Here is a 23,638-nt window from a genome sequence, read left to right on the forward strand (position 1 = left end):
ATGGATAGGGAAGGATGAGAAATATGGTGAAAAGCATTAGACCAATCAAGGCCGATAAGAGTGAGAAAGATTGGCTGAGTTTGTTCAAAACCCCATTATCTCAACGCAGTTCCTTCCTTCATTCTGATGATGAGCTGGTGTTCACTCAGGCGGCTTTCCGGATTCTTGGGACATATCCGGATGAAGATGAGTATCAGGAAGTTCTTTATGACCTCGTTCATGATGAAGAAATCCGCGTGGTTCTTTTAAGCAGTGCGCTTGATAAATCCATCCCGCAGGAGCGTTTTCAGGCCATCCAGCGGGTCTTGATGATCAATTCAGAAGAAAATGGCCTTTCTGTCAACCGGCTGGTGGCCTTTATGGAAGGGGAAAGTCTTATACCTAAGGCCGGCAGCAAAAATCTGTCTGTCCATTACCGTAAAAATTGGATCACGCTGCTGGAACATTTTAAAGACACCCATTCTGCGGGCTTTTTAGATCCTGATTTCAGAAGGGTATTTACAGATTTGGTAAAATGGAGTCACAATCACCTTGCTGCATGGAACGCTGACCAATCGGAACAGCCGCCTAAAATTGTCTGGTACGGAGATGCTTCCAAGAGTGAGGCGTATTTTCTTTACTACTTAATCCTTGCAGGTGCCGATGTGTTGCTTTTTCATCCTGAGGGGAAAGATGTACTAGCTTCCTTTGATCCGGATGAACGAATCACAAGCCTCATCCGGTTGAATTCAACAGGAAGAATGCTGCCTTTTCCTCAACAGAAGCCGGTAAGAAAAGGCACGGTTGCTTTCCGGGCATCAAGAGAAATTGAGCAGATGCTTCATACGGAAGACTCTATGCTGTACAAACCTTGGCAATTCCGCTCCTATATCCCCAAATCGATCACACTGAAAACAACCTACGATGAATTATTTATTTTAGTGAAGGAAAAGGCGCTGATCCGTCCCAATTTTGAAGCATCCAATCAGACGGTTCAGATTCCGTCTCTTTTTGCCAAGGTTGCCGGGGTTTCCAAGAACAGAAAGGAGTACTGGGCGAAGGTGCAGGAGCTTACCGACCATGAGCTGTCCTGGACCATTCGTTCCTTTCCGTTTACAAAATCCATTAACGGCAACAACCATTTTCACTATCAGGCTGCACTGGGAGCAGACGGCAAGCTTGATCCAGAGAAAATGATGGCGGGCAACTGGTGGGCATACAGGGAACTTCCAACCGGACTGCAGCACGGATTGGCTTCAGCCATATCAAGGTATTGCGCGTATCCGAAGCTGAAGGCCCCGCAGCATGAAACGGAATACCAGACACAGCTGTACTTGTTTAACCAGGCACTCTATCTGCCGCCGGACTTGGTGAAATTGATGCAAAAATTCGATTATGCCCAGGATATACCGAAGCTCGTTTTGTATAACACAGAGAAAAATGGCCCCTTCAGCCGGTCTGATGCGGCCCTCCTTCTCCTGATGAATGAATTCGGTATGGATATCATTGTGCTGAATCCACCCGGACAGAATGATCTTGAGCTCTATATACATGAGAGCAGCTATGATATTCACTGGCTTGAAGAAGTAAGTTTTGAAGAAGAATTCAAAGAATCTTCTCCGATTAAAAGGATGTTTAAAAAATGGTTTTAGAATGGAGGAAAGATGATGAATACGAATGAATTGCAGGCGATGGATCTTGAGAAGAAAGAGGAGCTCCTTGAAACGGGAACGAATGAAATAAAAGCCCAGCTTAGAAAAGAGCCGGAAGTGCAAAAACTTGCTCAAAACATTGATCATAAAAATCAGCTGGCCCTGCTTGAATACGGGAAAGAACCCGCAAACGAAATCTCTGCGTTTTCCGGCAGAATCCTGAACACAATCAAATCCAGCAGCATGGAAGAATCGAGCGCGCTTTTAAAACATCTCGGGAAAATTATGGACCGCTTCGACAGCAAGGATTTTGTGGAGAAGAAAGGCTTGATGGCCAAAGTTTTCAACAGGGGCCAAAAAGTCATGGACAAACTGTTTTCCAAATACCAGACAATGGGATCTGAAATTGACAAGGTGTATGTGGAAATCATGAAATACGAAAACGAGATGAAAAGCTCTACTCAAACGCTCGAACAGCTGTATGAGCAGAACTTTCAATACTACACGGAGCTTGAAAAATATATTGTAGCAGGAGAAATGAAAACAGAAGAACTCCGCGCAAAAGTCCCGGAGCTTGAAAGCAGAGCGGCAAGCGGCAACCAGCTTGCCGGAATGGAACTGGATACGCTGAAAAACGGGATTGAATTAATGGAACAGCGAGTGTATGACCTGGAAATGGCGAAGCAGGTTGCCTATCAGGCGGCACCGCAAATCCGTCTTCTTCAAAGAGGAAACACGAAGCTGATTGCCAAAATCAATTCTGCCTTTGTAACGACAATTCCTATTTTTAAAACGGGCCTCATTAATGCCATCGCAGCAAAAAGACAAAATCTAGTCGCCCAGTCCATGAATGAGCTGGACAAGCGTACAAATGAAATGCTCCTGAAAAATGCACAGAATATCTCAAAACAAAGTACCGACATAGCGAGAATGTCCGGCAATCCAAGCATTAAGATTGAAACCATGGAAGAAACGTGGAGCATCATCATGAAAGGAATGCAGGAGACAAAAGCAATCGAGGATGAGAACAAAAAGATGCGCGAACAAGGAAAGGTTCGGATCGAACAGCTTCAGGAGAATTTCAAACGGCTTGAACAGCAGCGGTAACGAAAGGGGCACTGCGGCATGAGTACCATTGATTTATTAAAGAAAAATGTCAGAATCGTTCTTGAAAAAAAGCAGCTGGCAGGCGTCACGGCAAGAGTGGGTCTTGTCCTGGACATTTCAGGTTCCATGAGGAAACTCTATAAAAATGGAACGGTGCAGAAAGTTGTGGAACGCATTCTTGCCGTTGCCAGCCAATTTGATGATGACGGAATGCTGGATGTATGGGTGTATGATAATGAGTTTGCGAGGCTGAAGCCTGTAACGGAAAGGGATTTTCCGAACTATGTGGAACATGCTATTCTCGCAAACCCCCTTATTCACAAATTCGGACGGAACGACGAACCTCCTGTGATGGAGGATGTCATCCGCAAGTATACGCAGGAAGAAATGAGCAAAGACCCGGCTTTTATTGTGTTCATTAATGACGGGGGCTGTAAAAAGACGATTAAAAAACCCGTCGTTCAATCCTCCAACCAGCCCATCTTCTGGCAGTTTGTCGGAATTGGCGACAGTCAATTTGACGTGCTGGAGAACCTTGATTCAATGGAGGGCCGGTTTATCGATAATGCCAATTTCTTTCATATTCCTGATCCGGAAGCGATAGCAGATGAACAGCTATATCATCAGCTGCTGGATGAATTTCCTTCATGGATTCAGGAAGCGAAAGCAAAAGGAGTCTTGTAAAGATACGCCTCAGGATGAGCATTATCCTGGGGCTTTTATTTATTCCGTTTACAGGGTAAAGAGGGAATTAAATACAGGAGGAGGTCAGATTCTTGAATACGCTGCATCACGGGTTTTGGACGTATATCCTTTTTCGCAAAAAAAAGCAGTTCATCCAATATTTTGTTATAGGAAGCATGGCCCCGGACTTTATTTACTTTATTATGTTTTTTTATTTGCTTATTAAAAATCTGCTGCTTCATTTGTTCGGACTGTCAAATGCAGCATTTTCCCTTCGCCATGCGGTTCACGGTCTGTTTGATGAGCCTGTAACGATTGTGTTGAGGCAGGCAGGGCATTCCCTTTTTATTTGGGTGCTGGCATTTGCCGCGATAGCCGCAATCTCCCGGAAAATGTGGGTGAATGCCTGGCTTGCCTTTTCCTACGGCTGGCTGGGTCATATTTTAGTTGATTTGCTTACTCATGTTCAGGATGCGGTCCCGCTCTTTTATCCAGTCAGCGGTATCATTTTCCGCGGTCCGGTTTCCTACTATGACCGGCACTTTTTCGGCCGGGAGTTCAGCATCATCAATTCGGTGCTGATTGGAATGGCTGTTTTGTATTTAATTTTAGAGAAGGCAAGGAAAAAACGGCGGGCTAAAAAGAATTCATATACCGCCGGTCAATAGCATGCTTGAGCTGCCAGGCGGCTTTTCCGTGAACATGGAATCCGCCATACGTAAGGAAGCCTTCCTTGCCGCCGGTTGATAAGATGGCGAGGAACCGTTTTTGAGGTGAAAACGGAACAGGATCCAGATGATTGGCGGCTCTTTTCAGGTTTTCCCAAAGGATAGGCGACTGTCGGACAGCATACACGCCATTTTTCGGAAGGTCTGGATAGCCGCTGATTGAAATGCAGTCACCGGCTCCGAATATGGATCCGTTATACATCAGCCGCTCATCGACCTGAAGAAACCCTCTTTCATCCGTCTCCAGGCCGGATGCTTTGAAAAGCCCGGGGGCTTCAGGCCCGGTTAAGAAAAGCAAATGAGAAAACCGAATCGTCCCGTTCCCGGTCTCCATTGTACCGGTGTCCAGCAGCCGGGCTTTTTCATGCAAAATGGTGTTGACTCCTTTTTCACGGCAGAGCTGCTCGAGTCTTTTAGTATGCCCGGGAGATAAAAGGGGGCCGCTGCTGATTAATGTAACCGGGCCGGGAATGCCTCTTTTCCTCCGATACGCTGCAGCTGCAAAAGAGAGCTCTGTGCCCGACGCCCCTCCGCCCGCAATAACCGGTGCAGGACCCTCTCTGAAGGAGAGAATCGCTTCAGGAAACGTGTAATTCGGTTTAATAGGCAGACTAAAGGGAGAGCTTGCCTGGGCCGAACCAATGTCAATCGAGAGCAAGTCATAAGGGATGGAACGGCCCGTATGAGTGATGACCATTCTTTCGCGGGAATCAATTGCAGTCACTTCTTCTTCAACGAACGTAAAACCGTGCTTCCCGGATAGACGCATCAAGTCAATCCGAATCTCTTCCTCCTTATAGATTCCTTCTGTAAAGCCTGAAAACATGCCTGAATAATATTGATAGCGCGAAGGGGAGATGAGGATAAAGCGAGTATTTGAAAAGTCCTTCAAGGCTCCTTTAGAAATTCCGGCTAAATGTGCATGCCCCCCTCCGGCAAGGACGATGGTTTTCATCATTCCCGACTCCTCTGCAGGTTGGTGTCTCCATTTTGTCGGATTCTTGATCTCATAGCAAGAAAGAAGGTGGTCAAGTGATGATCATCCGTGATGATGCGGAACAAGATTTAAAAGAAATTGCCTCCCTGTTTTTTGAAGCTGTTCACACGATTCCGGATAGCGACTACTCATCTGAAGAGCGAAAAGCGTGGGCGCCGAAAAACGCACGCGTTCCATTTGAACAGCATTTTCAAAAGGCGTTTGCTTCCCATATTGCTTACGTTGCAGAAGACCATGGAGCCATTGACGGTTTTTGTGATATGGCACAAGACGGATATTTGGATTATCTCTATGTCCGGAGCACCCGCCAAAAGTTATGCTTTAGCAGACGCGCTCGAAGCGGGCATTTCGAAACTCAAATAACAGCAGATGCAAGCATAACGGCCAAATCGTTTTTTGAAAAAAGGGGATATTGTGTCCTTCATTCTCAAAATGCAGAGAGGGAAGGGGTAAAGCTGACTAATTTTAAAATGATAAAAAGCATTTAAAAAAATACCGTTTTGTTTAGAAACCCCTTTTTCGTGATAGTAATAAGTAAAACGAAACGAAGAGGTGCCGATATGTTCAGCTTGATCCGAAAAAATTTCAGCAAGCCCAACGGATGGATTGGAATCATTACCGGTAAAATTATGGCGCAGGAAAATCAGACGATTAACAAATGGACCATTGCAAGGCTTGGAGTCCGGCGCGGTGATCAAGTACTGGAAGTAGGATATGGTCCGGGTTACGCACTTGAGTATATACTCAAAAACTATCCGGTCGTAAAAGCGGACGGCATTGATATTTCTGAAACCATGAAGGAACAGGCATCCATCCGCCTTAAAGAGTATACAGAAGCGGGAAAAACGGAATTAACCGCTGCGGATATCGGGGAAGCAAGGCTGCCTGCAAACACCTATCATAAGATCCTTTCCGTCAATAATTATACGATCTGGGATGAGCCGAGAAAGGGACTGTCTCTTTTATATGAAACCCTCAAACCCGGCGGAACCATCGCTATTACGATGCAGCCCCGCGAGGAAAATGCGAGTCCCAATAAAACGAAAATGTTCGGTAAACAAATCTATCATGATTTAACTGCATGCGGATTTGAACAAATCTCCATGAAATTCAAACGGGTAAAGCCGGAGATGACGGTGTGTGTGACGGCAAAGAAGCCGCTTCGGTGAACTGTTATTTGATGAAAGATGAAGAGGGAATGGAAGTGCCTGACCCTCACCAGGCTAAAGGAGAAAAGCTCCGGCACCCATGCTTTAAAAGCCTGATTGAATAAGGCTTTGAAGGAACCGGCCTCTGTAAAGCTCCGGCACCGGTCGTGTCGTCCTTTTGGAGACAGGGGATTGAAAGCTGCAGACTCCATCCCCCGCTGCTTTATAGCGGAGCGGGTCAGGCGCGCCACTAAAAGCAAATCAAAAAGCATTAAAAAAAGCTGAACCGAGAATGGTTCAGCTTTTTTAATCGGAATTTATTACTCCGCTCTTCCCTTAAGGTCAACGTCAATGTTACCGCGTGTAGCTTTAGAGTAAGGGCAAACTTGGTGAGCAGCTTCAATTAGTTCTTGAGCTGTCGCGTCGTCTACTCCTTTGATGACTGCTTCAAGCTGAACCTCAAGTTTGAATCCGCCATCAGACTCATCTTTACCGATGGAAACGTTCGCTGTGACTTTTGTACCTTCAGTTTTAATGCGTTTTTGGCGAATAACAAGATTCAGAGCGCTGTCGAAGCAAGCAGAGTAGCCAGCTGCGAAAAGCTGTTCAGGATTTGTTCCGTCTCCGCCTTGGCCGCCGAGACCTTTTGGCATAGCGACAGCGAAATCAAGCTGTCCGTCTGATGATTGGATTCGTCCTTCGCGTCCGCCTGTTGCGGTTGCTGTTGCTGTGTAAAGTGCATTCATGATTTGTTTCCTCCTTGTTTTAGATGAAATGTCAGATTTCTTAAGGTTTTAAGAAGCAGTTTATACTCTTCTATGGATAACCCCAATTTGGGGGCAACCTGATCGGGAATACAAGAAGCCTCTGTTTTAAGCTTTTCCCCGCTGGGTGTAAGGCTAATCATCATTTTGCGCTCGTCTTCTTCAGAACGTGTTCTCTCTATCAATCCGGATGCTTCAAGCCTTTTCAGCATCGGGGTGAGAGTGCCGGAATCAAGCATCAGCTTCCCGCCAATTTCCTTAACGCTCAAATGATTGCTTTCCCAAAGAACAAGCATGACGAGATATTGGGGAAAGGTAAGCTCCAAAGGTTCGAGCATCGGTCTGTACATGCTTGAAATTTCTTTTGAACTTGCATAAAGTGCAAAGCAAAGCTGATTTTCAAGCTTTAGTTTTGAATCAAGTTCCATGATCATGGTCTTCCTTTGCTAATTAAGTTGTGCACAATTGAATTGTATACGATGCACATTCAAAGCACAACTTTTATGCTTCATCGGTATCCAGCTTTTTCAGCGGCTTGTCCGCAGGTCCTTCCATGACATCTCCCTCTATGGAAAAGCGTGAACCATGGCACGGACAGTCCCAGGTCCGGTCGCCGTGATTCCATTCGACCTCGCATCCTAAATGGGTACAGGTGGAATCGACCAAATGAAGGCAACCCTGCTGGTCCTTGTAAGCAGCTGCTTTCTTTCCTTTGTGAGTGACAAGTGATCCTTCATCATTCCGAAGCTCCCCGATTTTTTTACGGGTTCCAAAGTCGAGCTTGCCTTCAAGTAAATGACCAGCCACATTCAGGTTTTGAGAAAGGAATGTTTTAATGCTCGGGTCCGCGATAAAGCGGGATGGACAAAACACTTCCTGATAAGGATTTTCTCTCTCCAGCACGAGATCTCGGAGCATCATCGCAGCAGCTGTTCCGTTGGTCATCCCCCATTTCCGGTAGCCGGTTGCGACCAGTATCGAAGGTTTTCCTTTTGTGATGGGGCCTGCGTACGGAATGTTATCCAGTGTAATTAAATCCTGGGCTGACCATTTGTATATGGTTTCTTTTAACCCAAGATGGACTTTTCCAAACAGTTCAAGGGCTTCATAATGTTTCTCTGTATCAAATCCCTGGCCCGTCTTGTGACTCTCCCCGCCAATCAGGATTAAGTCCTCTCCATTCATGGGCGTAGAGCGGATGGAGCGGGTCGGGCTGTCGGCACTTAAGTACATTCCGCCTGGATACGGCTGCCGGGTTTTTACACCAAGCACGTAGGAGCGCTCTGCATACATTCTTGTAAAATAAAACCCATTCCCGTCATAGAACGGAAAGTGGGAGCAGGATAGGACATGCTTTGCTTTAATGCGCATCCCGTCCTTGGTGATGACGGCCGCACCGCCATTACATTCTTCTGCATCCGTGGCGGGTGTATGCTCGTAGATTTCTGTACCCATTTCCTGCAGCTCTTTAACCATTTGATTTAAATAAGAGAGAGGATGAAATTGGGCCTGATTCCGGAGGATGATGGCATTTTTGATCGTCAAATCAAAAGGGAGGGACTCCGTCATTGCACAATCCGCACCGAGTTTAATATACGCCTTATATTCATTCTCAAGCCTTGTTATGTTTTTATTTTCTGTCGTATAAATATAAGCATCCTGGTTCGAAAAATCACAGGAAACATTCGCGGCATAATCCCGCATAAAGGCAAGCGCTTCATCATTTGCCTGGAAATATTTTTTCGTCTTTTCTTCCCCGATATGATGCATCAGTTCGTCGTAGATCAAATCATGCTGAGTCGTGATTTTAGCTGTTGTATGTCCGGTTGTCCCGTTTAATAGGACATCTGCTTCCAGAAGAACGACTTTGACTCCTTCCTTAGCAAGCAAATAAGCAGCGGTAATTCCAGTAATGCCTCCGCCGACAATAACCGCTTCGGTCTCCAGGCTTTGCTGAAGCTTAGGAAACGAAGGGAATTCGGCGGATTCTCTCCAATACGGTTCAGGAGTGGGGGGGATTGGGTTGGTTGACAAAATGAGGCCTCCTTCGTTATGTACTAGTAGCTAATTTTTCCAAAAACGAAGAATTCATGTGGAGAAAATAAAAAAAGAGTGCGGTTTTCCGCACTCCCGGTCCGCCGGGAAATTTTGCAACATGTGCATGGATCCCGGGGATTATGCAATGGATGGAGATGATGCACAATTAATTGCGATTTTGTGCAATTCATTCAGATCTTGTTGAAATAAATGCAGATCTTGTGCAATTTTTTCAGATCTTATTGAAATAAATACAGATTTTGTGCAATTAATTCAGATTGCAATGAAATATGTTTGTAAAAATCGTCCATGTAAGGTTGTGCGGTCACCAGTTCTCTTTTACAAAAGCATCGCGGCCGGATTCTACCCGCTCCTGCTTGTATTTTTCAGGGTTCTTTTTATAAAAGTCCTGGTGATAATCCTCAGCAGGATAAAAAGCGCTTGCCTTTTTGATTGGCGTTACAATCGGTTTCTTGAATTTGCCGCTGTCCGCGAGTTCCTTTTTAGTAGCTTCGGCAGCCAGGCGCTGTTCTTCTGTATGGTAGAAAATGATCGCCCGGTATGAATCGCCCCGGTCAATAAACTGGCCTTCGTCATCCGTTGGATCGATTTGCTGCCAGTAAAGCTCCAGCAGCTTTTCATAAGGGAACAGACTTGGATCATATTGAATCTGCACCGCTTCTGCGTGGCCGGTTGTCTTTGCTTTAACTTCTTCATAGGTTGGATTTTCTTTATGGCCGCCTGTATATCCTGATACGATACTGTGAATGCCGGGAAGCTCATCAAATGGCTTTACCATGCACCAAAAGCAGCCTCCTGCAAATGTAGCGGTTTCTGTCTGGGTTGCTGTCATCTTTGTTCCTCCTCATTTATCTTTGCTGTAGTAGTAAAAGCGGGTTTGCGAATGGATCCTCTCATTATTACAGAACAGGGGCTTTCTTCTTATCGACAAGCGGCATAACCATTTTCGCAAACCGCTCCATTTCTTCAAGCTGCGGTGAAAATTGAAGCAGCAGAAGATCAAGTCCTGCCTCTTCGAATTGAATAATCCGCTCGGCAATCTGTTCAGGGGTTCCGACTAGATTCGGGCGCAGTCCCCGGTTGGAAACCGAATAGTCCTGAAGCTGAATCTGCTGCTCAAGCTGGGATTTACTCGTGAAATCCTTGAAGCCGGCGTAAGCGGAAGACTCTTTCACATCGGTTATGCGGGCAAGCTCCGCTGCCGCTTCCTCTTCAGAATCCCTGCATATGACATAAGCCGCCATGCCAAAGGATGTGAACGGCTTATCATTTACGCTGTCCCGTAACCGAACCATATCTCCGATTTTTGAACGAATCTCGTCCACTGTTCCTCCGTGCATCACATATGCATCGCAATAGCGGGCAATGGTTTCTTTTCCGCGCGGACTTTCTCCCCCGGCATAGAGGATCGGATTGGGCTTCTGAACAGGTTTGGGAAAAAGCTTTGCTTCTTTGTATTCGTAATGCTTTCCTTTATGGGTGAAGGATTCTTTCTCCCAAAATCCTTTCAGCACATCAACAAATTCTTCTGTCCGGCTGTAGCGCTCATCATGTTCGGTAAAAATGCCTCCATACTGCCGTGCTTCCTCTTCCCACCAGGCGGATACGACATTTAAGGTAAGCCGCCCATTGCTCATCTGATCCAGGTTGGCCGCCATCTTGGCTGCGACGGCCGGGTTGTGGAATCCGGGCCGGATAGCCGTCATGATTTCAATTTTTTCCGTAACTGCGGCAAGTCCCGCTGCCGTTGTCCACGCTTCAAGGGAATCATATTCAGGGCCTTTGATATCGTTTAAATATAGCTCCGCAATCAAAGTTGTACTGTAGCCCCATTTCTCTCCATATTGAATCACCTTTTTTGCATAGTCAAATGTAGGGGGCATTTTCTCGTCGGGAACATTTCTGAGCCATCCTCCGAAAAGGGGAAGCCAAAATCCGAATTTCATGCAGGTCACACCTTTCCTAGCAAGGGCATACATACCCCTGATTGAATTTGTTTTTCACTTGCTGAACAGAAGGTGCAGGATCTTCAGATGAGTTTACAGCTTCAATTATTTGCGGGGAGGTTTCCCCGGACAGAACGGCCGCCAGTTCTTCATCGGACAGGTGTCCGTGATAAGTACCGGGGCGTTCTTGCTTTACCTTCAGGTAGTCATCAAAGTAAACCCATTTTGAATAGCTTAATGCCGGATATTGAGGCTCTTCTTTAAAACCAATCGCTTCTTTATAAGCGAGAAGAGGAAGGTTGACTCCGGAGAAAATCGGAAGCCCGATCCATTTCCACACTCTTGTATTCACATCCAGTAATTTATATGTGTCATCCCGTTTGTCATAGACGAATTCAGTTTCTGCAATTCCGTAATACCCTTGTGCTTTTAATATTTCCGCTCCATGAGGGACGAACCGGTCTCCTTCAGCAGATTCGACAAGACAGCCTGTTCCGAAGTTCAGAGGATACTGCTCAAGCTTTCTGCCGATGAACTGTCCTTTAATTTCCCCGTGAATGTCTGTATAGGTGCAGAGAGAATAAAAGTCTGAAAGGGAATTGCTGATGATATCCTGGATGACGACTTCATGTTCAGTCACACTGTGAAGAATCCTTTTGAGTTCATCTTCGCTGTCTGCAACGAAGGCTTTTGTCTGGAATGCTTCATAAAAACTGCGCTGTTCTACTGGTTTTACAATGCAGGGAAAAGGGAGGTCCTCCGGGTAGTTCCCTTCGAATTCTTCCGGATACCATGTGGCCGGAATCGGAATGTTCAAGGACGCGGCCTTTTTATATAGCTTGCGTTTATTCAGCAGAGATTCAACGTTGTCCCACTCGGCAAAGGGAAAGAGATAATAGTCTTCCAGTGTGCTCCGGTATTTGCTGACAAGCAGAACCCATTCATCGTTGCACGGAAACAGCACGCCTTTTTTGGGAAGCCGTCTTCCCATTTCCATCAGCAGCTCAATGAACGCTGCTTCTTCTGTGAACGGGTTGGGACAAAGTGCCGCTGTATGGACATATTTGGACTGAAGACCGACTGCGCGGCCATCCCTGTCCAGGGCGATGACCGGAATGTCTTCCTTTCCGAGAGCCCGTGAAATAGCCAATCCTGTTATATGCGCATTAAATACAACAGTAGGATGCTGATCTTGGGGAAGGGTTTTTAAGTGGTTCCATAATTCTTGTCCCTGTATAAAAAAATCTCTCAATTTCTCCAGCTCCTTTACATTTAAAAAACAATAAAAAACCCCTCTTCCTGAGCAGAAGAGGGGTGGAACAATCTGATGACAGACCGGCTCTTCTCTCATCTTTCAAACACAGAACGTGTTTGCAGGAATTAGCACGGTTTCACCTAAATGTGATCCGTTGCCGAGGCTTCGCAGGGCCATGTCCCTCCGCCTCTCTGGATAAGAGTTATTTTTAGTTAAATTGATCATATGTCCGTTGCGGTTATTTGTCAAGAACTGGACGTTCTGAATTTAATGGGGGTGAATGTCGAAGAGGAAAGGATCGGAATATTTCCTGGAAAATAATTTAGGGGATGGTGTCAATTTTGAGGGAATAGGCAGTAAAAAGGAAACATTTCTCCTTATTAAGATTACGAGTATGATAGATAGTAAAGTTCTCGCTCCATTTGTCAAAAGCTGAAGCTGAGGCATCTGTTGGCGGAGAGATAAAAGTCGGCAAAGAGATCGTGATTGATCTAAGAGTAATATTGGGTATTAAATTGGGAGCAGGAATTGAAAAGCAAAAATAATTAACTAATAGAAGAAATGGAGAATCATAATCATGGAGAAGACAGATTTTAATGCCCTTGAGCTTGAAACTGGCAGAGAATTGCTTCCGATCGGCAGTGTAGTCGAAATTGGACTGGTCCAGCAGGCCTTAATGATTTATGGGAGAAAGCAGGAGCAAGAGAACAACGAAAATAAGGTGTGGGATTATGTAGCCTGTCCTTACCCGCAGGGACACATCGGCCAGGATACCAATGTATTCTTCAATCACAGCCAGATTGAAAAGTTGGTCTTTAAAGGACTGGAAACAAAAGGGGAGACAGCTTTAAGGAGCAAATTGGAAAGGATGTTCAGCGGACAGAAATGAAAAAGTTTCTTCATTGGTTTATAGAACCATACCTGATCATTCGTTCTGAATTGAAGAGTTTGTCTGCAAGAAGAAGACAAACAGATGACTCGAATGAAAAATTGCGGATCGGACAGCTCATCCCTTTTAATTACCTGCTGGCAGTTTTGTATTCAGCTTTCTTTCTCTATACACTTTTTTATATAGGACAGGCTATTTTGGTCACTTGGTATTCAATTGGAGGATTGGTTATCACCATCCCGATGATGGCTCTTGCAAAAGCTGCACAAAGAAAGTACTTGCGCAGAAGAGATGCTTTTATCAAAAAGGATCCATCTTTAATCAAACATAAGTAAAAGCCGGCATCGAAAAAAAGATAAAGAACGTAAGCAGGAATCACAGGAAAAGACATTGGAATACAAAAAGCTGATTGGCGAATATCATGCGGATTTGAAAAAAAAAACGGCAAAACAATTCAATATTAAGTATGATCCCGTCCCTGTGTAAGGACCGGAACAAATAAAAACCATCAAAAAAGCACAAGCGAGAGCTTGTGCTTAAAGTTTTTCTGAAAGAAATTCGCGTACCTGATCGGGAGTTTTGGCGCTGGCACTATGCAAATGGCCAAGCTTTTCTCCGTTTTTAAAAATCAGGATGCTCGGAATTCCCATTACCTGATACTTCTCGGCAATTTCAGGGAATTCGTCTTTATTGATTTCATACCATTGGTAGTCTTTATATTCTTCGAGAATTTCGTCAATGAAGAAGTTCATTCTTGTGCAATCAGGGCACCAGTCTGCGAAGAATTTAATCAGTACTTCTTTGTCGTTTCCGATCAGTTGGCTGAACTGCTCGGCAGATGTAATTTTTTCCACTTGTGTCATCCCTCCTGAACATATTTTAATACAAACGGAGGAAATACACGACTATTTCCTTTTGCACAAAATTACAAAGTGCTTCGAATGTTATAAAAGAAAAACCAGGTCATCTATAACAAAAATGCCGTAAGATGATAAAATGGTAAGAGTGAATGAAAATCATGCACCTGAATGATTAGGGGGAAATAAGTAGTGAAAATTAAACTCGGCCTCGTATACGGAGGAAAATCCGCAGAACATCAAGTTTCTCTGCAAACAGCACTTGCTGTTATCAAGGCGCTTGATTCCAGCAAATTTGATATACATCCTATTTATATTACAGAAAAAGGCGAATGGATCCGAGGCGCTCAGCTGACTGAACCGGCATCCAGTGTTTCCGCCCTGAAGCTTGGAGCAGCAGAAGGAGAAGCGATTTTACCGGTTGCACTGAACAAGGAACTTTTCCCTTCTGAGGCAGCTGCAAATGAGAGTGAGCAGCCATTTGATGTGATCTTCCCGCTTCTGCACGGACCAAACGGGGAAGACGGAACCATCCAGGGAATGCTTGAACTAATGAATATTCCTTATGTCGGGAATGGTGTCCTTTCTTCAGCAGCCGGGATGGATAAGGTCGTTATGAAAAATTTATTTGCGCAGGCGGGACTCGCACAGGCTGATTACTTTTGGCTGATCCGCAGCGAATGGAAGAAAGATCCGGAAACTGCTTATGCGAAAGCAGAAAGCAAGCTTGGCTATCCGTGCTTTGTAAAGCCGGCAAACCTTGGGTCAAGTGTCGGCATCAGCAAATGCAAAAACCGCGAAGAACTGGAAGCAGCGTTTGAAGAAGCCTTCTCCTATGACCGGAAAATCATTATTGAAGAAGGAATTATCGGACGTGAAATTGAAATCGGAGTTATCGGAAACGATGAGCCGACCTGTTCGGTTACTGGAGAAATTGCTCCGAAAAAAGAATTTTATGATTACAAAGCGAAATATGTAGACGGGGATACAGACATGATGATTCCTGCAAAAGTAACGGATGAAGAATATGCAGTCATTGAAAAAATGGCGATTGCTGCATTCAAGGCCATTGACGGGGCAGGTCTTGTCCGCGCAGACTTCTTCCTGACAGAAGACGGAAGAGCGTTAATCAATGAAGTGAACACGATGCCGGGCTTCACTCCTTACAGCATGTTCCCTCTTTTATGGAAACATACGGGTCTGGAATACCCTCAGCTTATTGAAAAATTGGTTTCGCTTGCCATTGAACGCCACGAAGAGAAACAGCAAATCAGACACACGTTCTAAAGATAGAGGGCTGGCTTTTTATTTTTTGCTGTCCAGGCAAATGATAAGGAGCCGGCCTATCTCAATTTACGAAGGGAGATTTCAGTTATGATTCAAAGAACGTTAAAAGAAATTCAAAAAATGGCGGGCGGAGAAGGGCTTGCTGCTCAATATGAGGAAGTTTCCATTGCCGGTGTTTCAACGGATTCACGCAGTGTTAAGAACGGTTCTTTATTTGTTCCGATAACAGGCGAAAATTTCAATGGCCATCGTTTTGCGGAGAAAGCTCTCAGTGAGGGGGCAGCTGCCATTCTATGGGCGAAGAAAGAACTGAATCCTCCATCCGATGCACCGGTTATTTTTGTAGATGATACACTGTCCGCGCTTCAAACCCTTGCCAAATCCTATAAGGAACAGCTAAATGTAAAAGTCGCAGGGGTTACGGGAAGCAATGGAAAAACAACAACAAAGGATCTGCTTGCTTCAGCGCTCTCTGCGTCCTTCAAAGTACATAAGACACAGGGGAACTTTAATAATCACATCGGCCTGCCGCTTACCCTCTTATCGATGCCTGAGGATACAGAAGTAGCTGTACTGGAAATGGGAATGAGCGCAAAAGGGGAAATTGAATTTCTCTCCACTCTCGCCCGTCCTGACGCTGCCATCATCACCAATATAGGGGAATCTCACCTAATGGACCTCGGTTCCCGTGAAGGCATCGCGGATGCAAAGCTTGAAATTGCCTCCGGTCTGAAAGAAGATGGAGTCCTTTTCTATTTCGGTGATGAACCGCTTCTGGAAGAACGGGTTCCGGCTCTCAAAAGAAAAACCGTGACGTTTGGAGATACCGATAAAAATGATTTATATCCATCGGATGTTGTTCAGTCGGATACAGGCGTTACATTTACTGTGCAGCCTGGCGGAGAGGCGTTTTCCATTCCGGTCCTGGGCAAGCACAATGTATGGAATGCCCTGGCGGCGATCGCGGCTGCCCGCCGATTTGGTCTAACGGATGATGCTATCAGATCCGGTTTATCCAACCTTGCCATGACGGCCATGAGGCTGGAGCTGTCAAAATGCTCAAAAGGCTGGTCTGTTATTAATGATGCGTATAATGCAAGCCCGACCTCCATGAAGGCGGCGATCAAGCTTACAGAAGACTTGGATGGATACTCCCGCAAAATCCTGATTCTTGGAGATATGCTCGAGCTTGGGGATAGAGAAGCAGAATTTCACGAAGAAACAGGAGAAGTAATCACCATGGGAAAAACAGACCTTGTTTTCACGTACGGGAGGCTTGGGGAATGGATCGCCAAAGGGGCGAAAAAAAATCTTCCGGCTGACCAAGTGGCGAGCTTTACCGATAAACAGGAGCTGATTGCGGCTGTGAAAAAAGCGGCGAAACCGGGAGATTTATTCCTTGTGAAAGCTTCCAGGGGAATGAGGCTCGAGGAAGCAGTCGAGGCATTAAAGCAAGACTGAAGACCCTTATGAATCGTTCGAATAAGGGGCATATTTAAAAGGATAGCCTCTGCGGATCCTTATTTCCGCTAAAGAAAAAGGGGGAGACGCGCAGCCAAGCCGCCCGGGGAAAATCGGAAAATGCTGTAAAAATCCCTAAAAAAGACGATAAAGCCCTTTTCATTTTCTTTTAAAAGGGTAAACCTCTTATAAAGGTTTCAATGAAGGGGTGGGAAAATGGCTGGCTGCTTATGTCTGCATGGATTTACAGGCGCACCGTACGAGGTGGAGCCTATTGCTGATTATTTACGGCACTTAACAGATTGGGAAATCCGGGTGCCGTGTCTGCCCGGTCATGGGGAGACTGCTTCTCTGAAAGGTGTTGCTTTTCAGGAATGGATCGATTGTGCGGAAAATGAATTGAAAGACCTTCTTGAATCCTGTGAGGAAGTTTATGTCATCGGATTTTCAATGGGAGGCATGATTGCTTCTTACCTAGCCGCTAAATACCCTGTAAGCAGACTCATTTTGATGAGTGCGGCTGCCTATTATGTGAATCCGCGGCAATTTATTAAAGATATCCGGACGATTGTAGAAGACGGCTTTAAAGGCCTTTTGGAGGAAAATACGGTATACACGCGCTACCGGAAAAAAATCCGTGAAACCCCGATTCTCTCCACCCTTGAATTCAGGAAATTAGTAAGATACGTCAAACCCCGTCTTCACGAGATCACGATTCCCGTTCTGATTATCCAGGGGGAGTGCGACGGCATTGTCCCGATAAAAAGCGCCCACTATATTTACAGAGAAATTGGATCGGACGAAAAGAAACTTTGCTTTTTGCCGTCCTCGACCCACTTAATCTGTCATGGGGAAGACTTCGGCGAATTAGCCGAAGAGACTTCTAAATTTTTGGGAATCAATCCATCTCCGGATTATCAGCACGAATACGTAAAGGTATAAATATTGGATTTTTTGCCTGATTGTATTAACTGCCATATCGTGTTATGATTGAATTTAAGTGTTTACGGGCTTCTTAATGAAGTATGAACGGGATAACTAAGTCTGTGAAGACTATAACTATGTCTGCGAAGACTGGATAAATAAAGGAGTATGAATAAATTTGAATACAAAGTTCCAAGATCTAGGTTTAAGCGAAGGTACTATGAAGGCAATTAACAAAATGGGATTTGAAGAAGCAACTCCCATTCAGGCACAAACGATTCCACTAGGCCTTCAAGGTAAGGACATCATTGGACAGGCGCAAACCGGTACTGGTAAAACAGCTGCATTCGGACTGCCGCTTATCGAAAAAATCAATACAGAAGATCAAAACATTCAGGCAATCATTATTGCTCCAACCCGCGAGCTTGCGGTTCAAGTATCTGAAGAGCTTTATAAATTGAGCTACTACAAGCGTGCACGCGTTCTTCCTATCTATGGAGGACAGGACATCAGCCGCCAAATTCGCGCGCTGAAGAAATACCCTCATATCATCGTAGGAACACCTGGACGTTTGCTTGACCACATTAACCGCAAAACGCTGAAACTTGAAACAGTTCACACTGTTGTATTGGATGAAGCAGATGAAATGCTGAACATGGGATTCATCGAGGATATCGAGTCCATTCTATCCAATGTTCCTGAAAATCACCAAACTCTATTGTTCTCAGCAACAATGCCGGATCCGATCCGCCGCATCGCTGAGCGCTTCATGAAAGATCCTGAGCTTGTAAAAGTGAAGGCGAAAGAAGTAACGACTCCGAACATTACGCAATATTACATTGATACGCATGAAAAGAAAAAATTCGATGTGCTTACACGCCTTCTGGATATTCAATCTCCGGAACTGGCCATCGTTTTCGGCCGTACAAAGCGCCGTGTTGACGAGCTTTCTGAGGCTCTTAACCTTCGCGGATATACAGCTGAAGGAATTCACGGCGACTTGAGCCAGGCTCGCAGAATGTCTGCTCTCCGTAAGTTCAAGAGCGGAAACATCGATGTTCTTGTAGCGACGGACGTTGCTGCACGCGGACTTGATATTTCAGGTGTAACACACGTTTACAACTTCGATGTCCCTCAAGATCCGGAAAGCTACGTTCACCGTATCGGACGTACTGGCCGTGCCGGTAAAACAGGTATTGCGATGACATTCATCACACCAAGAGAAATGGATATGCTGAAAAGCATTGAGCGCACAACGAAGCGCAAAATGGACAAAATGACAGCACCTACTCTTGACCAGGCACTTGAAGGGCAGCAAACCATGACTTCTGAGAAGATTCGTTCTGTAATTGAAGAAGGGAATCTTTCCTACTATTCAAAAGCAGCAGCACAGCTTCTTGAAGAATTTGATTCCGAAGCAGTTGTAGCAGCAGCAATCAAGCTGATGACAAAAGAGCCGGATCAAACTCCAATCAAACTAACAGACGAACCGCCGGTATTCTCTAAAAGAGGCGGAAAAGGTTCAGGCGGCGGCAACCGCGGACGCAGCAATGGCGGAAGCTACAACAGCCAGCGCAGCGGCGGAGCTAAAAAAGGCAACCGTTCATACAACGATAAAAACCGCTCTCAGCAAAGAAGAAGCGGCAGCGGCAGCAGCAGTAAGAGCAAATCTTACTCCAATTAATTCAGAAACAGCACCTATCGCGGGTGCTGTTTTTTTGCAGTTTTTTTGGGGGTGTGCACAGTTGGGGGTATCTGTGGCCGCTAGTACGGCCAGAGGTAAGGCTTTGCACTGACCCTCAACCCTCTAAAGCAGCGGGGGTCAGAGGATGAAGCGTTCTGTTCCTTATAGGGGAAAGGAAGTGAGCTTAGGGGGACGGAGGTTTAGTGCTTTAGCAGAACGGGGGTCAGTGCATTGCACTGACCCTCAACCCTCTAAAGCAGCGGGGGCCAGAGGATGAAGCGTTCTGTTCCTTATAGGGGAAAGGAAGTGAGCTTGGGGGGACGGAGGTTTAGTGCTTTAGCGGAGCGGGGGTCAGTGCAACGCAATCAAAACGTCTCTTCTGCTATCACAGCTTTCCGGTAAATCGGACATACTAACCAAAAAGGAGGCGATTTTTTGCGTGTCCAGCTTGGGTATGTTGCGATGAGTACTGAACTTCAAAATGCATCTCCATCAAAAACCATGACGTATGCCCAGTTTAGCCGTCTGAAGGACCGGGAAGCAGCTTTCGGAAAACTGGAGCGAATTGCGGCTGAAAATATTCGTAATTGCCTGAGGCTTTTGAAGCATAATGCCTGGAGTGATATTCATTTTTTCCGTTACAGCTCAAGGCTCATTCCGCTTGCTAATCACCCTGAACTGAGTGATTGGGACTTCATGCCGCCGCTTCTTCCGGAATTTAAGCAAATAGGGGAATTTTTAAAGAAACATCCGATGAGAACGGATTTTCATCCGGATCATTTTGTGCTTTTGAATTCTGCGAAGTCTGATTTGTTAAAGAATGCCGTTCAAACATTGAGGCTGCATAGACGGATGCTCGATGGAATGGGGATTCCTCCTGAACACCGCTGTGTACTGCATGTTGGCGGAGTTTACAGCGATAAGGAGAAAGCGCTGGAGCAGTTTGTACACAATTGGGGTTTCGTGCCTCAGTCTCTTCAGAAGATGATTATGCTTGAAAACGATGATACATCGTTTCATGTAAAAGATGTCCTGTATTTATGCGAGAAACTGGGGATTCCGCTTGTGTTCGATTACCATCACCACCTTGCTCTCCACGATTCGGAAGAGTGGGAAGAGGATTGGGGGCGAGTGGTGCAGACATGGCGCTATTCTCCGCTTCCGGTCAAAATGCATATTTCAAGCCCGCGAAGCAGGAAAGAATTCCGCGCTCATTCTGATTATGTAGATCCGAAGCTATTTATTGATTTTTTAAATGGGGTAAAAGGAAGTGTTGAGCACATTGATTGCATGATTGAAGCGAAACAAAAGGATGGTGCCCTGTTTCAGCTGATGGAGGACCTTGATTCGGAACCATCTTTTGAAAAAATAGATGGAAGCAGTTTTTATTGGACTTAATTCCCTTTATACTGATAATGGAAGCTATTTGCGATGGGAGACCGTTATCGTATAGCGTACAGGAAAGGTTTATAAGGGGGAACTATGAGAGAAAGACCGCAAAATCAAATCAGTATGAAGGCAAAAACAGTTTGGCAAACGACCGGCCTTCTGAAGTCCGTTATTTTTTTGCTGGCTGACATAGGGATTGGACTGCTCATTTATTTCCGGATTTGGCCGCTATGGACGGCTGCCGCAGGACTGGCGGTAACGGTCATCTTTATGGTCATGGCTGTTTTGGTCATTCCGCTGTACCGGCAGCGTTTCTGGAGGTACGAGGTTCACGAGCATGAAATCGATCTGCAGCACGGGTGGCTAATCGTGAAAAGAACCATTATTCCAATGGTTCGTGTACAGCATGTAGATACAAAGCAGGGACCCCTTCTGAGGAAGCACCAGCTCGCAACTGTAGAAATCTCGACAGCTGCAACGAGGCATGAAATTCCTGCGCTGGATATGGTGGAAGCCGATCGTCTGAGGGACTTTATTTCCAGGCTGGCAAGGGTGACGGATGATGTTTGAGCCAAAACGGCTGCATCCGGCAGCAGCTATTATAAATTTTTTAAAATTATTAAAAGAGATGATTATTCCGCTCGTGATTTTTATCTTTGCAAACCGGGCGGACGGAATGCTTGGACTGCTTATGTATGGCGGTGCAGGGCTGTTTTTGCTGCTGCTCATTGTATTCAGTGTTATAAAATGGCTGAAGTTCACGTACCGGATTGAAGAAGATGAGCTTCGGATCGAACAGGGTCTTTTTGTAAAGCAAAAGCGATTTGTTCCTTTGGAAAGAGTGCAGACCATTCACACCCGGGCCGGAGTTATCCAGCAGCTGTTCGGCTTGGTTAGACTTGAAATTGAAACAGCAAGCGGCGGTCCTGAAACAGAGATTGAACTGACCGCCATTTCCAAAAGCCAGGCAGCGGCGATCAAAAAGGCGCTTTACGAAAGAAAACAAATCATCACCCATTCCGGAGCATCAGGAGTGGAAGGGGCAGACCCCGTTCCTGAAAAAAGACACCTTTACAAAATGACACAAAAGGAACTGATCATTGGAGCGGCAACAAGCAGCGGAATTGGTGTCGTGGTGTCCGCTATTTTTGCGTTCGGTTCACAGCTTGATGAAGTACTGCCGGTTGATTCCATCTTAAAACGGTTTGAATTTTTGACACATTCAGGTGCCGCTTTTCTGGCGTTTATCATTTTTCTTGGATTTTTGACTGCCTGGCTTCTCAGTATGGCGGGGATTATCCTGAAATATGCCCGGTTTTCACTTGAAAAAACAGAGGAGGATTTAGTGATTTCAAGGGGGCTTCTGGAAAAAAGCCAGATGACGATTCCGGTTAAAAGAATCCAGGCGGTCAAGATAACAGAGAATCCGCTTAGGCAGCCTCTCGGATATGCAACGGTCCAGGTGATCTGTGCAGGAGGCAAGGCGGATAGCGACGGTCTTTCTGCCGCGATCTTCCCTTTTGTAAAAAAGAGAGACGCGAAGAGGCTGCTGGATGAATTCCTTCCGCAATATGCATACAGTACAGAGAAAATCTCTGTTCCGAAAAGGGCGAAGAGGAAATACGTATTCCGGTATACATGGCCAGCCATCATCCCGGCGGCTGTTTTGATTTACTTCTTCCATTATTGGGGTCTGCTCTCTATTTTGCTGGTTCCGCTTTTTTCGCTGTTCGGCTATATGGCGTATAAAGATACCGGCTACAGACTCGATGGCTCTCAGCTGACCTTTTATGCGAGGGCTGTCTCCAAATACATGGTCATCCTCCCTAAAAAGAGGATGCAGGAGTTCCAGATCCATCAGCATTTTTTTCAGAAGCGCGGAGATTTGGCCACGGCGAGGACGGCTGTTATGTCCAACGTCACTGGTGCGCATTTTACGATAAAAGATCTTGAACTCGAAGATGGAAGAATCCTTTATGACTGGTATTCTAGCGTTTCTTCAAAAAAACCTGGATATGATCCCGAGGAGAGCGAGAAGCAAAACCGCCGTCCATAACAGGTTTTTTTTGTTCCAATTCAACGACTGACGGCGTGTGCCTCCGCTATAAAATGAATAGGGGGCAAACGCTTCTTTTTTTATAAGTACAGAAGAAAACCCGAAGCCGGATACAAGTCCGAAAAAATGAGCGGTGACATTAGTAGAAGGAGAGAAAAAGGAAGTCAGAAAGCTTAAAGCCAGGATAATCAATAGAACCTGCGCATTTGCCCGGGTGATTTGGTTTTTTCGGAAAAGAGCCATAAACAGATAGCAGCCGAATAAGCCAAAAATAGCTCCCGATGCCCCGACATGGCTGTATTCTAAAGGCTGTATCATGAAAGTAGCGGCGTTTGCTAGAATAGCGGATCCGATATAGAGAAGGATAAACTTTGCCTTGCCTAGCATTTCCTCCAGGGCAGGGGCGAACAGGATGATCGAAATCGTATTGAAAAACAGGTGGGAAAAATTCGCGTGCAGGAAAACAGGTGTAGCGAGTCTCCACCACTCCCCGTGGGCAATGGCGGCATTATACCCGTCCAGTGCAGAAAACCAGTATGGGGCATCCTTTAGCGGGAGAGCAAAAAAAGCCCATACAAGAATTTGGGTAATAATGAAGAAAGAAGTTAGCGGGAATTTATACAGAAAAGCTGAAAAGCTTTCATTACGGGTAAACATGCGGACTCGCCCCTTTTCGGATTAATCGTCCCAAGCTTCCAATCATTAGAAGTGAAGCGGCGGGCAGTTCCATTCATTTATATGAAGCATACCGGCGGATAGTACAAGGGAAATGG

24 protein-coding genes and 1 riboswitch are annotated in these 23,638 nt (G+C 45.5%); of the genes, 15 read left to right on the forward strand and 9 right to left on the reverse strand.

What is annotated here, in order from left to right; genetic code table 11:
* The first annotated feature begins 23 nt into the window (after positions 1 to 23).
* The 4 genes from CEF21_RS02910 (at position 24) to CEF21_RS02925 (ending at position 4,090) form a co-directional block, all read left to right on the forward strand.
* On the forward strand, positions 24 to 1,631 hold the full coding sequence (locus tag CEF21_RS02910) for a YceG family protein (RefSeq protein WP_123913308.1): 1,608 nt from the start codon (positions 24 to 26) through the stop codon (positions 1,629 to 1,631).
* A 15-nt stretch (positions 1,632 to 1,646) separates the two neighbouring features.
* On the forward strand, positions 1,647 to 2,738 hold the full coding sequence (locus tag CEF21_RS02915) for a toxic anion resistance protein (RefSeq protein WP_123919929.1): 1,092 nt from the start codon (positions 1,647 to 1,649) through the stop codon (positions 2,736 to 2,738).
* 18 nt (positions 2,739 to 2,756) lie between these two features.
* Complete coding sequence (locus CEF21_RS02920) at positions 2,757 to 3,422, forward strand: vWA domain-containing protein (RefSeq protein WP_123913309.1); 666 nt, start codon at positions 2,757 to 2,759, stop codon at positions 3,420 to 3,422.
* 92 nt (positions 3,423 to 3,514) lie between these two features.
* Positions 3,515 to 4,090, forward strand: a complete 576-nt coding sequence (locus CEF21_RS02925) for a metal-dependent hydrolase (RefSeq protein ID WP_123913310.1) — start codon at positions 3,515 to 3,517, stop codon at positions 4,088 to 4,090.
* Here the strand turns inward: CEF21_RS02925 and CEF21_RS02930 are convergent.
* Positions 4,059 to 5,108: an FAD-dependent oxidoreductase gene (locus CEF21_RS02930; RefSeq protein ID WP_123913311.1), complete on the reverse strand. Its 1,050-nt coding sequence runs from the start codon at positions 5,106 to 5,108 to the stop codon at positions 4,059 to 4,061. The two genes, CEF21_RS02925 and CEF21_RS02930, sit on opposite strands and share 32 nt — an antisense overlap.
* Positions 5,109 to 5,185: 77 nt before the next feature.
* On the opposite strand from CEF21_RS02930, the gene CEF21_RS02935 reads away from it, so the two are divergent.
* Both CEF21_RS02935 and CEF21_RS02940 read left to right on the forward strand, forming a co-directional pair.
* On the forward strand, positions 5,186 to 5,635 hold the full coding sequence (locus CEF21_RS02935) for a GNAT family N-acetyltransferase (protein ID WP_123913312.1): 450 nt from the start codon (positions 5,186 to 5,188) through the stop codon (positions 5,633 to 5,635).
* A gap of 72 nt (positions 5,636 to 5,707) precedes the next feature.
* Positions 5,708 to 6,316 carry a class I SAM-dependent methyltransferase gene (locus CEF21_RS02940; protein WP_123913313.1) on the forward strand — a complete coding sequence of 203 codons (609 nt, stop codon included), beginning with the start codon at positions 5,708 to 5,710 and terminating at the stop codon, positions 6,314 to 6,316.
* A gap of 299 nt (positions 6,317 to 6,615) precedes the next feature.
* On the opposite strand, the gene CEF21_RS02945 is transcribed toward CEF21_RS02940, so the two are convergent.
* From CEF21_RS02945 to CEF21_RS02970, 6 genes are all read right to left on the reverse strand, one after another.
* The gene (locus CEF21_RS02945; RefSeq protein ID WP_123913314.1) at positions 6,616 to 7,041 is read right to left on the reverse strand and encodes an organic hydroperoxide resistance protein; all 426 of its coding nucleotides are present in this window, start codon (positions 7,039 to 7,041) and stop codon (positions 6,616 to 6,618) included.
* Positions 7,038 to 7,487 (reverse strand): MarR family winged helix-turn-helix transcriptional regulator, encoded by a 450-nt coding sequence (locus CEF21_RS02950; RefSeq protein ID WP_123913315.1) that lies wholly within the window; start codon positions 7,485 to 7,487, stop codon positions 7,038 to 7,040. The genes CEF21_RS02945 and CEF21_RS02950 overlap by 4 nt, the downstream gene beginning before the upstream one ends.
* Before the next feature lie 73 nt (positions 7,488 to 7,560).
* Entirely contained in the window at positions 7,561 to 9,093 is a 1,533-nt protein-coding gene (locus CEF21_RS02955) for an FAD-dependent oxidoreductase (protein WP_481747622.1), read from the reverse strand.
* A 328-nt stretch (positions 9,094 to 9,421) separates the two neighbouring features.
* Entirely contained in the window at positions 9,422 to 9,949 is a 528-nt protein-coding gene (gene msrA / locus CEF21_RS02960) for a peptide-methionine (S)-S-oxide reductase MsrA (RefSeq protein WP_123913317.1), read from the reverse strand.
* 67 nt (positions 9,950 to 10,016) lie between these two features.
* Positions 10,017 to 11,063 carry an LLM class flavin-dependent oxidoreductase gene (locus CEF21_RS02965; RefSeq protein ID WP_123913318.1) on the reverse strand — a complete coding sequence of 349 codons (1,047 nt, stop codon included), beginning with the start codon at positions 11,061 to 11,063 and terminating at the stop codon, positions 10,017 to 10,019.
* Positions 11,064 to 11,079: 16 nt separating this feature from the next.
* Positions 11,080 to 12,315 (reverse strand): carboxylate--amine ligase, encoded by a 1,236-nt coding sequence (locus tag CEF21_RS02970; protein ID WP_123913319.1) that lies wholly within the window; start codon positions 12,313 to 12,315, stop codon positions 11,080 to 11,082.
* A gap of 92 nt (positions 12,316 to 12,407) precedes the next feature.
* Positions 12,408 to 12,520: riboswitch (SAM riboswitch) on the reverse strand.
* A gap of 375 nt (positions 12,521 to 12,895) precedes the next feature.
* Between CEF21_RS02970 and CEF21_RS02975 the strand changes: the two genes are divergently transcribed.
* Positions 12,896 to 13,207, forward strand: coding sequence for a DUF4176 domain-containing protein (locus tag CEF21_RS02975; protein ID WP_123913320.1), 312 nt, complete (start codon positions 12,896 to 12,898; stop codon positions 13,205 to 13,207).
* A complete protein-coding gene (locus tag CEF21_RS02980; protein WP_123913321.1) occupies positions 13,204 to 13,542 on the forward strand; it encodes a hypothetical protein in 339 nt (112 codons plus the stop codon). Before CEF21_RS02975 ends, CEF21_RS02980 begins: the two co-directional genes overlap by 4 nt.
* A 201-nt stretch (positions 13,543 to 13,743) precedes the next feature.
* Here the strand turns inward: CEF21_RS02980 and CEF21_RS02985 are convergent, their stop codons facing one another.
* On the reverse strand, positions 13,744 to 14,061 hold the full coding sequence (locus tag CEF21_RS02985; protein ID WP_123913322.1) for a thioredoxin family protein: 318 nt from the start codon (positions 14,059 to 14,061) through the stop codon (positions 13,744 to 13,746).
* Positions 14,062 to 14,256: 195 nt separating this feature from the next.
* Between CEF21_RS02985 and CEF21_RS02990 the strand changes: the two genes are divergently transcribed.
* From CEF21_RS02990 to CEF21_RS03020, 7 genes are all read left to right on the forward strand, one after another.
* Positions 14,257 to 15,351, forward strand: a complete 1,095-nt coding sequence (locus tag CEF21_RS02990) for a D-alanine--D-alanine ligase (protein ID WP_123913323.1) — start codon at positions 14,257 to 14,259, stop codon at positions 15,349 to 15,351.
* Between the two features lie 87 nt (positions 15,352 to 15,438).
* On the forward strand, positions 15,439 to 16,812 hold the full coding sequence (locus CEF21_RS02995) for a UDP-N-acetylmuramoyl-tripeptide--D-alanyl-D-alanine ligase (RefSeq protein ID WP_123913324.1): 1,374 nt from the start codon (positions 15,439 to 15,441) through the stop codon (positions 16,810 to 16,812).
* 216 nt (positions 16,813 to 17,028) lie between these two features.
* Entirely contained in the window at positions 17,029 to 17,754 is a 726-nt protein-coding gene (locus tag CEF21_RS03000; protein WP_123913325.1) for an alpha/beta hydrolase, read from the forward strand.
* 160 nt (positions 17,755 to 17,914) lie between these two features.
* On the forward strand, positions 17,915 to 19,420 hold the full coding sequence (gene cshA / locus CEF21_RS03005) for a degradosome RNA helicase CshA (RefSeq protein WP_481747623.1): 1,506 nt from the start codon (positions 17,915 to 17,917) through the stop codon (positions 19,418 to 19,420).
* A gap of 435 nt (positions 19,421 to 19,855) precedes the next feature.
* A complete protein-coding gene (gene uvsE / locus CEF21_RS03010; RefSeq protein WP_277423920.1) occupies positions 19,856 to 20,818 on the forward strand; it encodes a UV DNA damage repair endonuclease UvsE in 963 nt (320 codons plus the stop codon).
* A gap of 84 nt (positions 20,819 to 20,902) precedes the next feature.
* Positions 20,903 to 21,379 (forward strand): PH domain-containing protein, encoded by a 477-nt coding sequence (locus tag CEF21_RS03015; protein WP_123913326.1) that lies wholly within the window; start codon positions 20,903 to 20,905, stop codon positions 21,377 to 21,379.
* Positions 21,369 to 22,865, forward strand: coding sequence for a PH domain-containing protein (locus CEF21_RS03020; protein WP_123913327.1), 1,497 nt, complete (start codon positions 21,369 to 21,371; stop codon positions 22,863 to 22,865). Before CEF21_RS03015 ends, CEF21_RS03020 begins: the two co-directional genes overlap by 11 nt.
* On the opposite strand, the gene CEF21_RS03025 is transcribed toward CEF21_RS03020, so the two are convergent.
* Positions 22,809 to 23,522: a rhomboid family intramembrane serine protease gene (locus tag CEF21_RS03025; RefSeq protein ID WP_123913328.1), complete on the reverse strand. Its 714-nt coding sequence runs from the start codon at positions 23,520 to 23,522 to the stop codon at positions 22,809 to 22,811. The genes CEF21_RS03020 and CEF21_RS03025 overlap by 57 nt on opposite strands.
* Between the last annotated feature and the right edge of the window lie 116 nt (positions 23,523 to 23,638).

Origin of the sequence: Bacillus sp. FJAT-42376 (assembly GCF_003816055.1) — a bacterium.
GTDB lineage: Bacteria > Bacillota > Bacilli > Bacillales > Bacillaceae > Metabacillus_B.

Bases quoted from the DNA above. Each gene is read 5' to 3' on its own strand.
- CEF21_RS02930 (WP_123913311.1), bottom strand. From the start codon at position 5,108: ATGATGAAAACCATCGTCCTTGCCGGAGGGGGGCATGCACATTTAGCC.
- CEF21_RS02940 (WP_123913313.1), top strand. From the start codon at position 5,708: ATGTTCAGCTTGATCCGAAAAAATTTCAGCAAGCCCAACGGATGGATT.
- CEF21_RS02945 (WP_123913314.1), bottom strand. From the start codon at position 7,041: ATGAATGCACTTTACACAGCAACAGCAACCGCAACAGGCGGACGCGAA.
- CEF21_RS02995 (WP_123913324.1), top strand. From the start codon at position 15,439: ATGATTCAAAGAACGTTAAAAGAAATTCAAAAAATGGCGGGCGGAGAA.
- CEF21_RS02980 (WP_123913321.1), top strand. From the start codon at position 13,204: ATGAAAAAGTTTCTTCATTGGTTTATAGAACCATACCTGATCATTCGT.
- CEF21_RS02935 (WP_123913312.1), top strand. From the start codon at position 5,186: ATGATCATCCGTGATGATGCGGAACAAGATTTAAAAGAAATTGCCTCC.
- CEF21_RS03025 (WP_123913328.1), bottom strand. From the start codon at position 23,522: ATGTTTACCCGTAATGAAAGCTTTTCAGCTTTTCTGTATAAATTCCCG.
- CEF21_RS02965 (WP_123913318.1), bottom strand. From the start codon at position 11,063: ATGAAATTCGGATTTTGGCTTCCCCTTTTCGGAGGATGGCTCAGAAAT.
- CEF21_RS02915 (WP_123919929.1), top strand. From the start codon at position 1,647: ATGAATACGAATGAATTGCAGGCGATGGATCTTGAGAAGAAAGAGGAG.
- CEF21_RS03015 (WP_123913326.1), top strand. From the start codon at position 20,903: ATGAGAGAAAGACCGCAAAATCAAATCAGTATGAAGGCAAAAACAGTT.
- CEF21_RS02975 (WP_123913320.1), top strand. From the start codon at position 12,896: ATGGAGAAGACAGATTTTAATGCCCTTGAGCTTGAAACTGGCAGAGAA.
- CEF21_RS03000 (WP_123913325.1), top strand. From the start codon at position 17,029: ATGGCTGGCTGCTTATGTCTGCATGGATTTACAGGCGCACCGTACGAG.
- msrA (WP_123913317.1), bottom strand. From the start codon at position 9,949: ATGACAGCAACCCAGACAGAAACCGCTACATTTGCAGGAGGCTGCTTT.
- CEF21_RS02910 (WP_123913308.1), top strand. From the start codon at position 24: ATGGTGAAAAGCATTAGACCAATCAAGGCCGATAAGAGTGAGAAAGAT.
- CEF21_RS03020 (WP_123913327.1), top strand. From the start codon at position 21,369: ATGATGTTTGAGCCAAAACGGCTGCATCCGGCAGCAGCTATTATAAAT.
- CEF21_RS02920 (WP_123913309.1), top strand. From the start codon at position 2,757: ATGAGTACCATTGATTTATTAAAGAAAAATGTCAGAATCGTTCTTGAA.
- CEF21_RS02950 (WP_123913315.1), bottom strand. From the start codon at position 7,487: ATGGAACTTGATTCAAAACTAAAGCTTGAAAATCAGCTTTGCTTTGCA.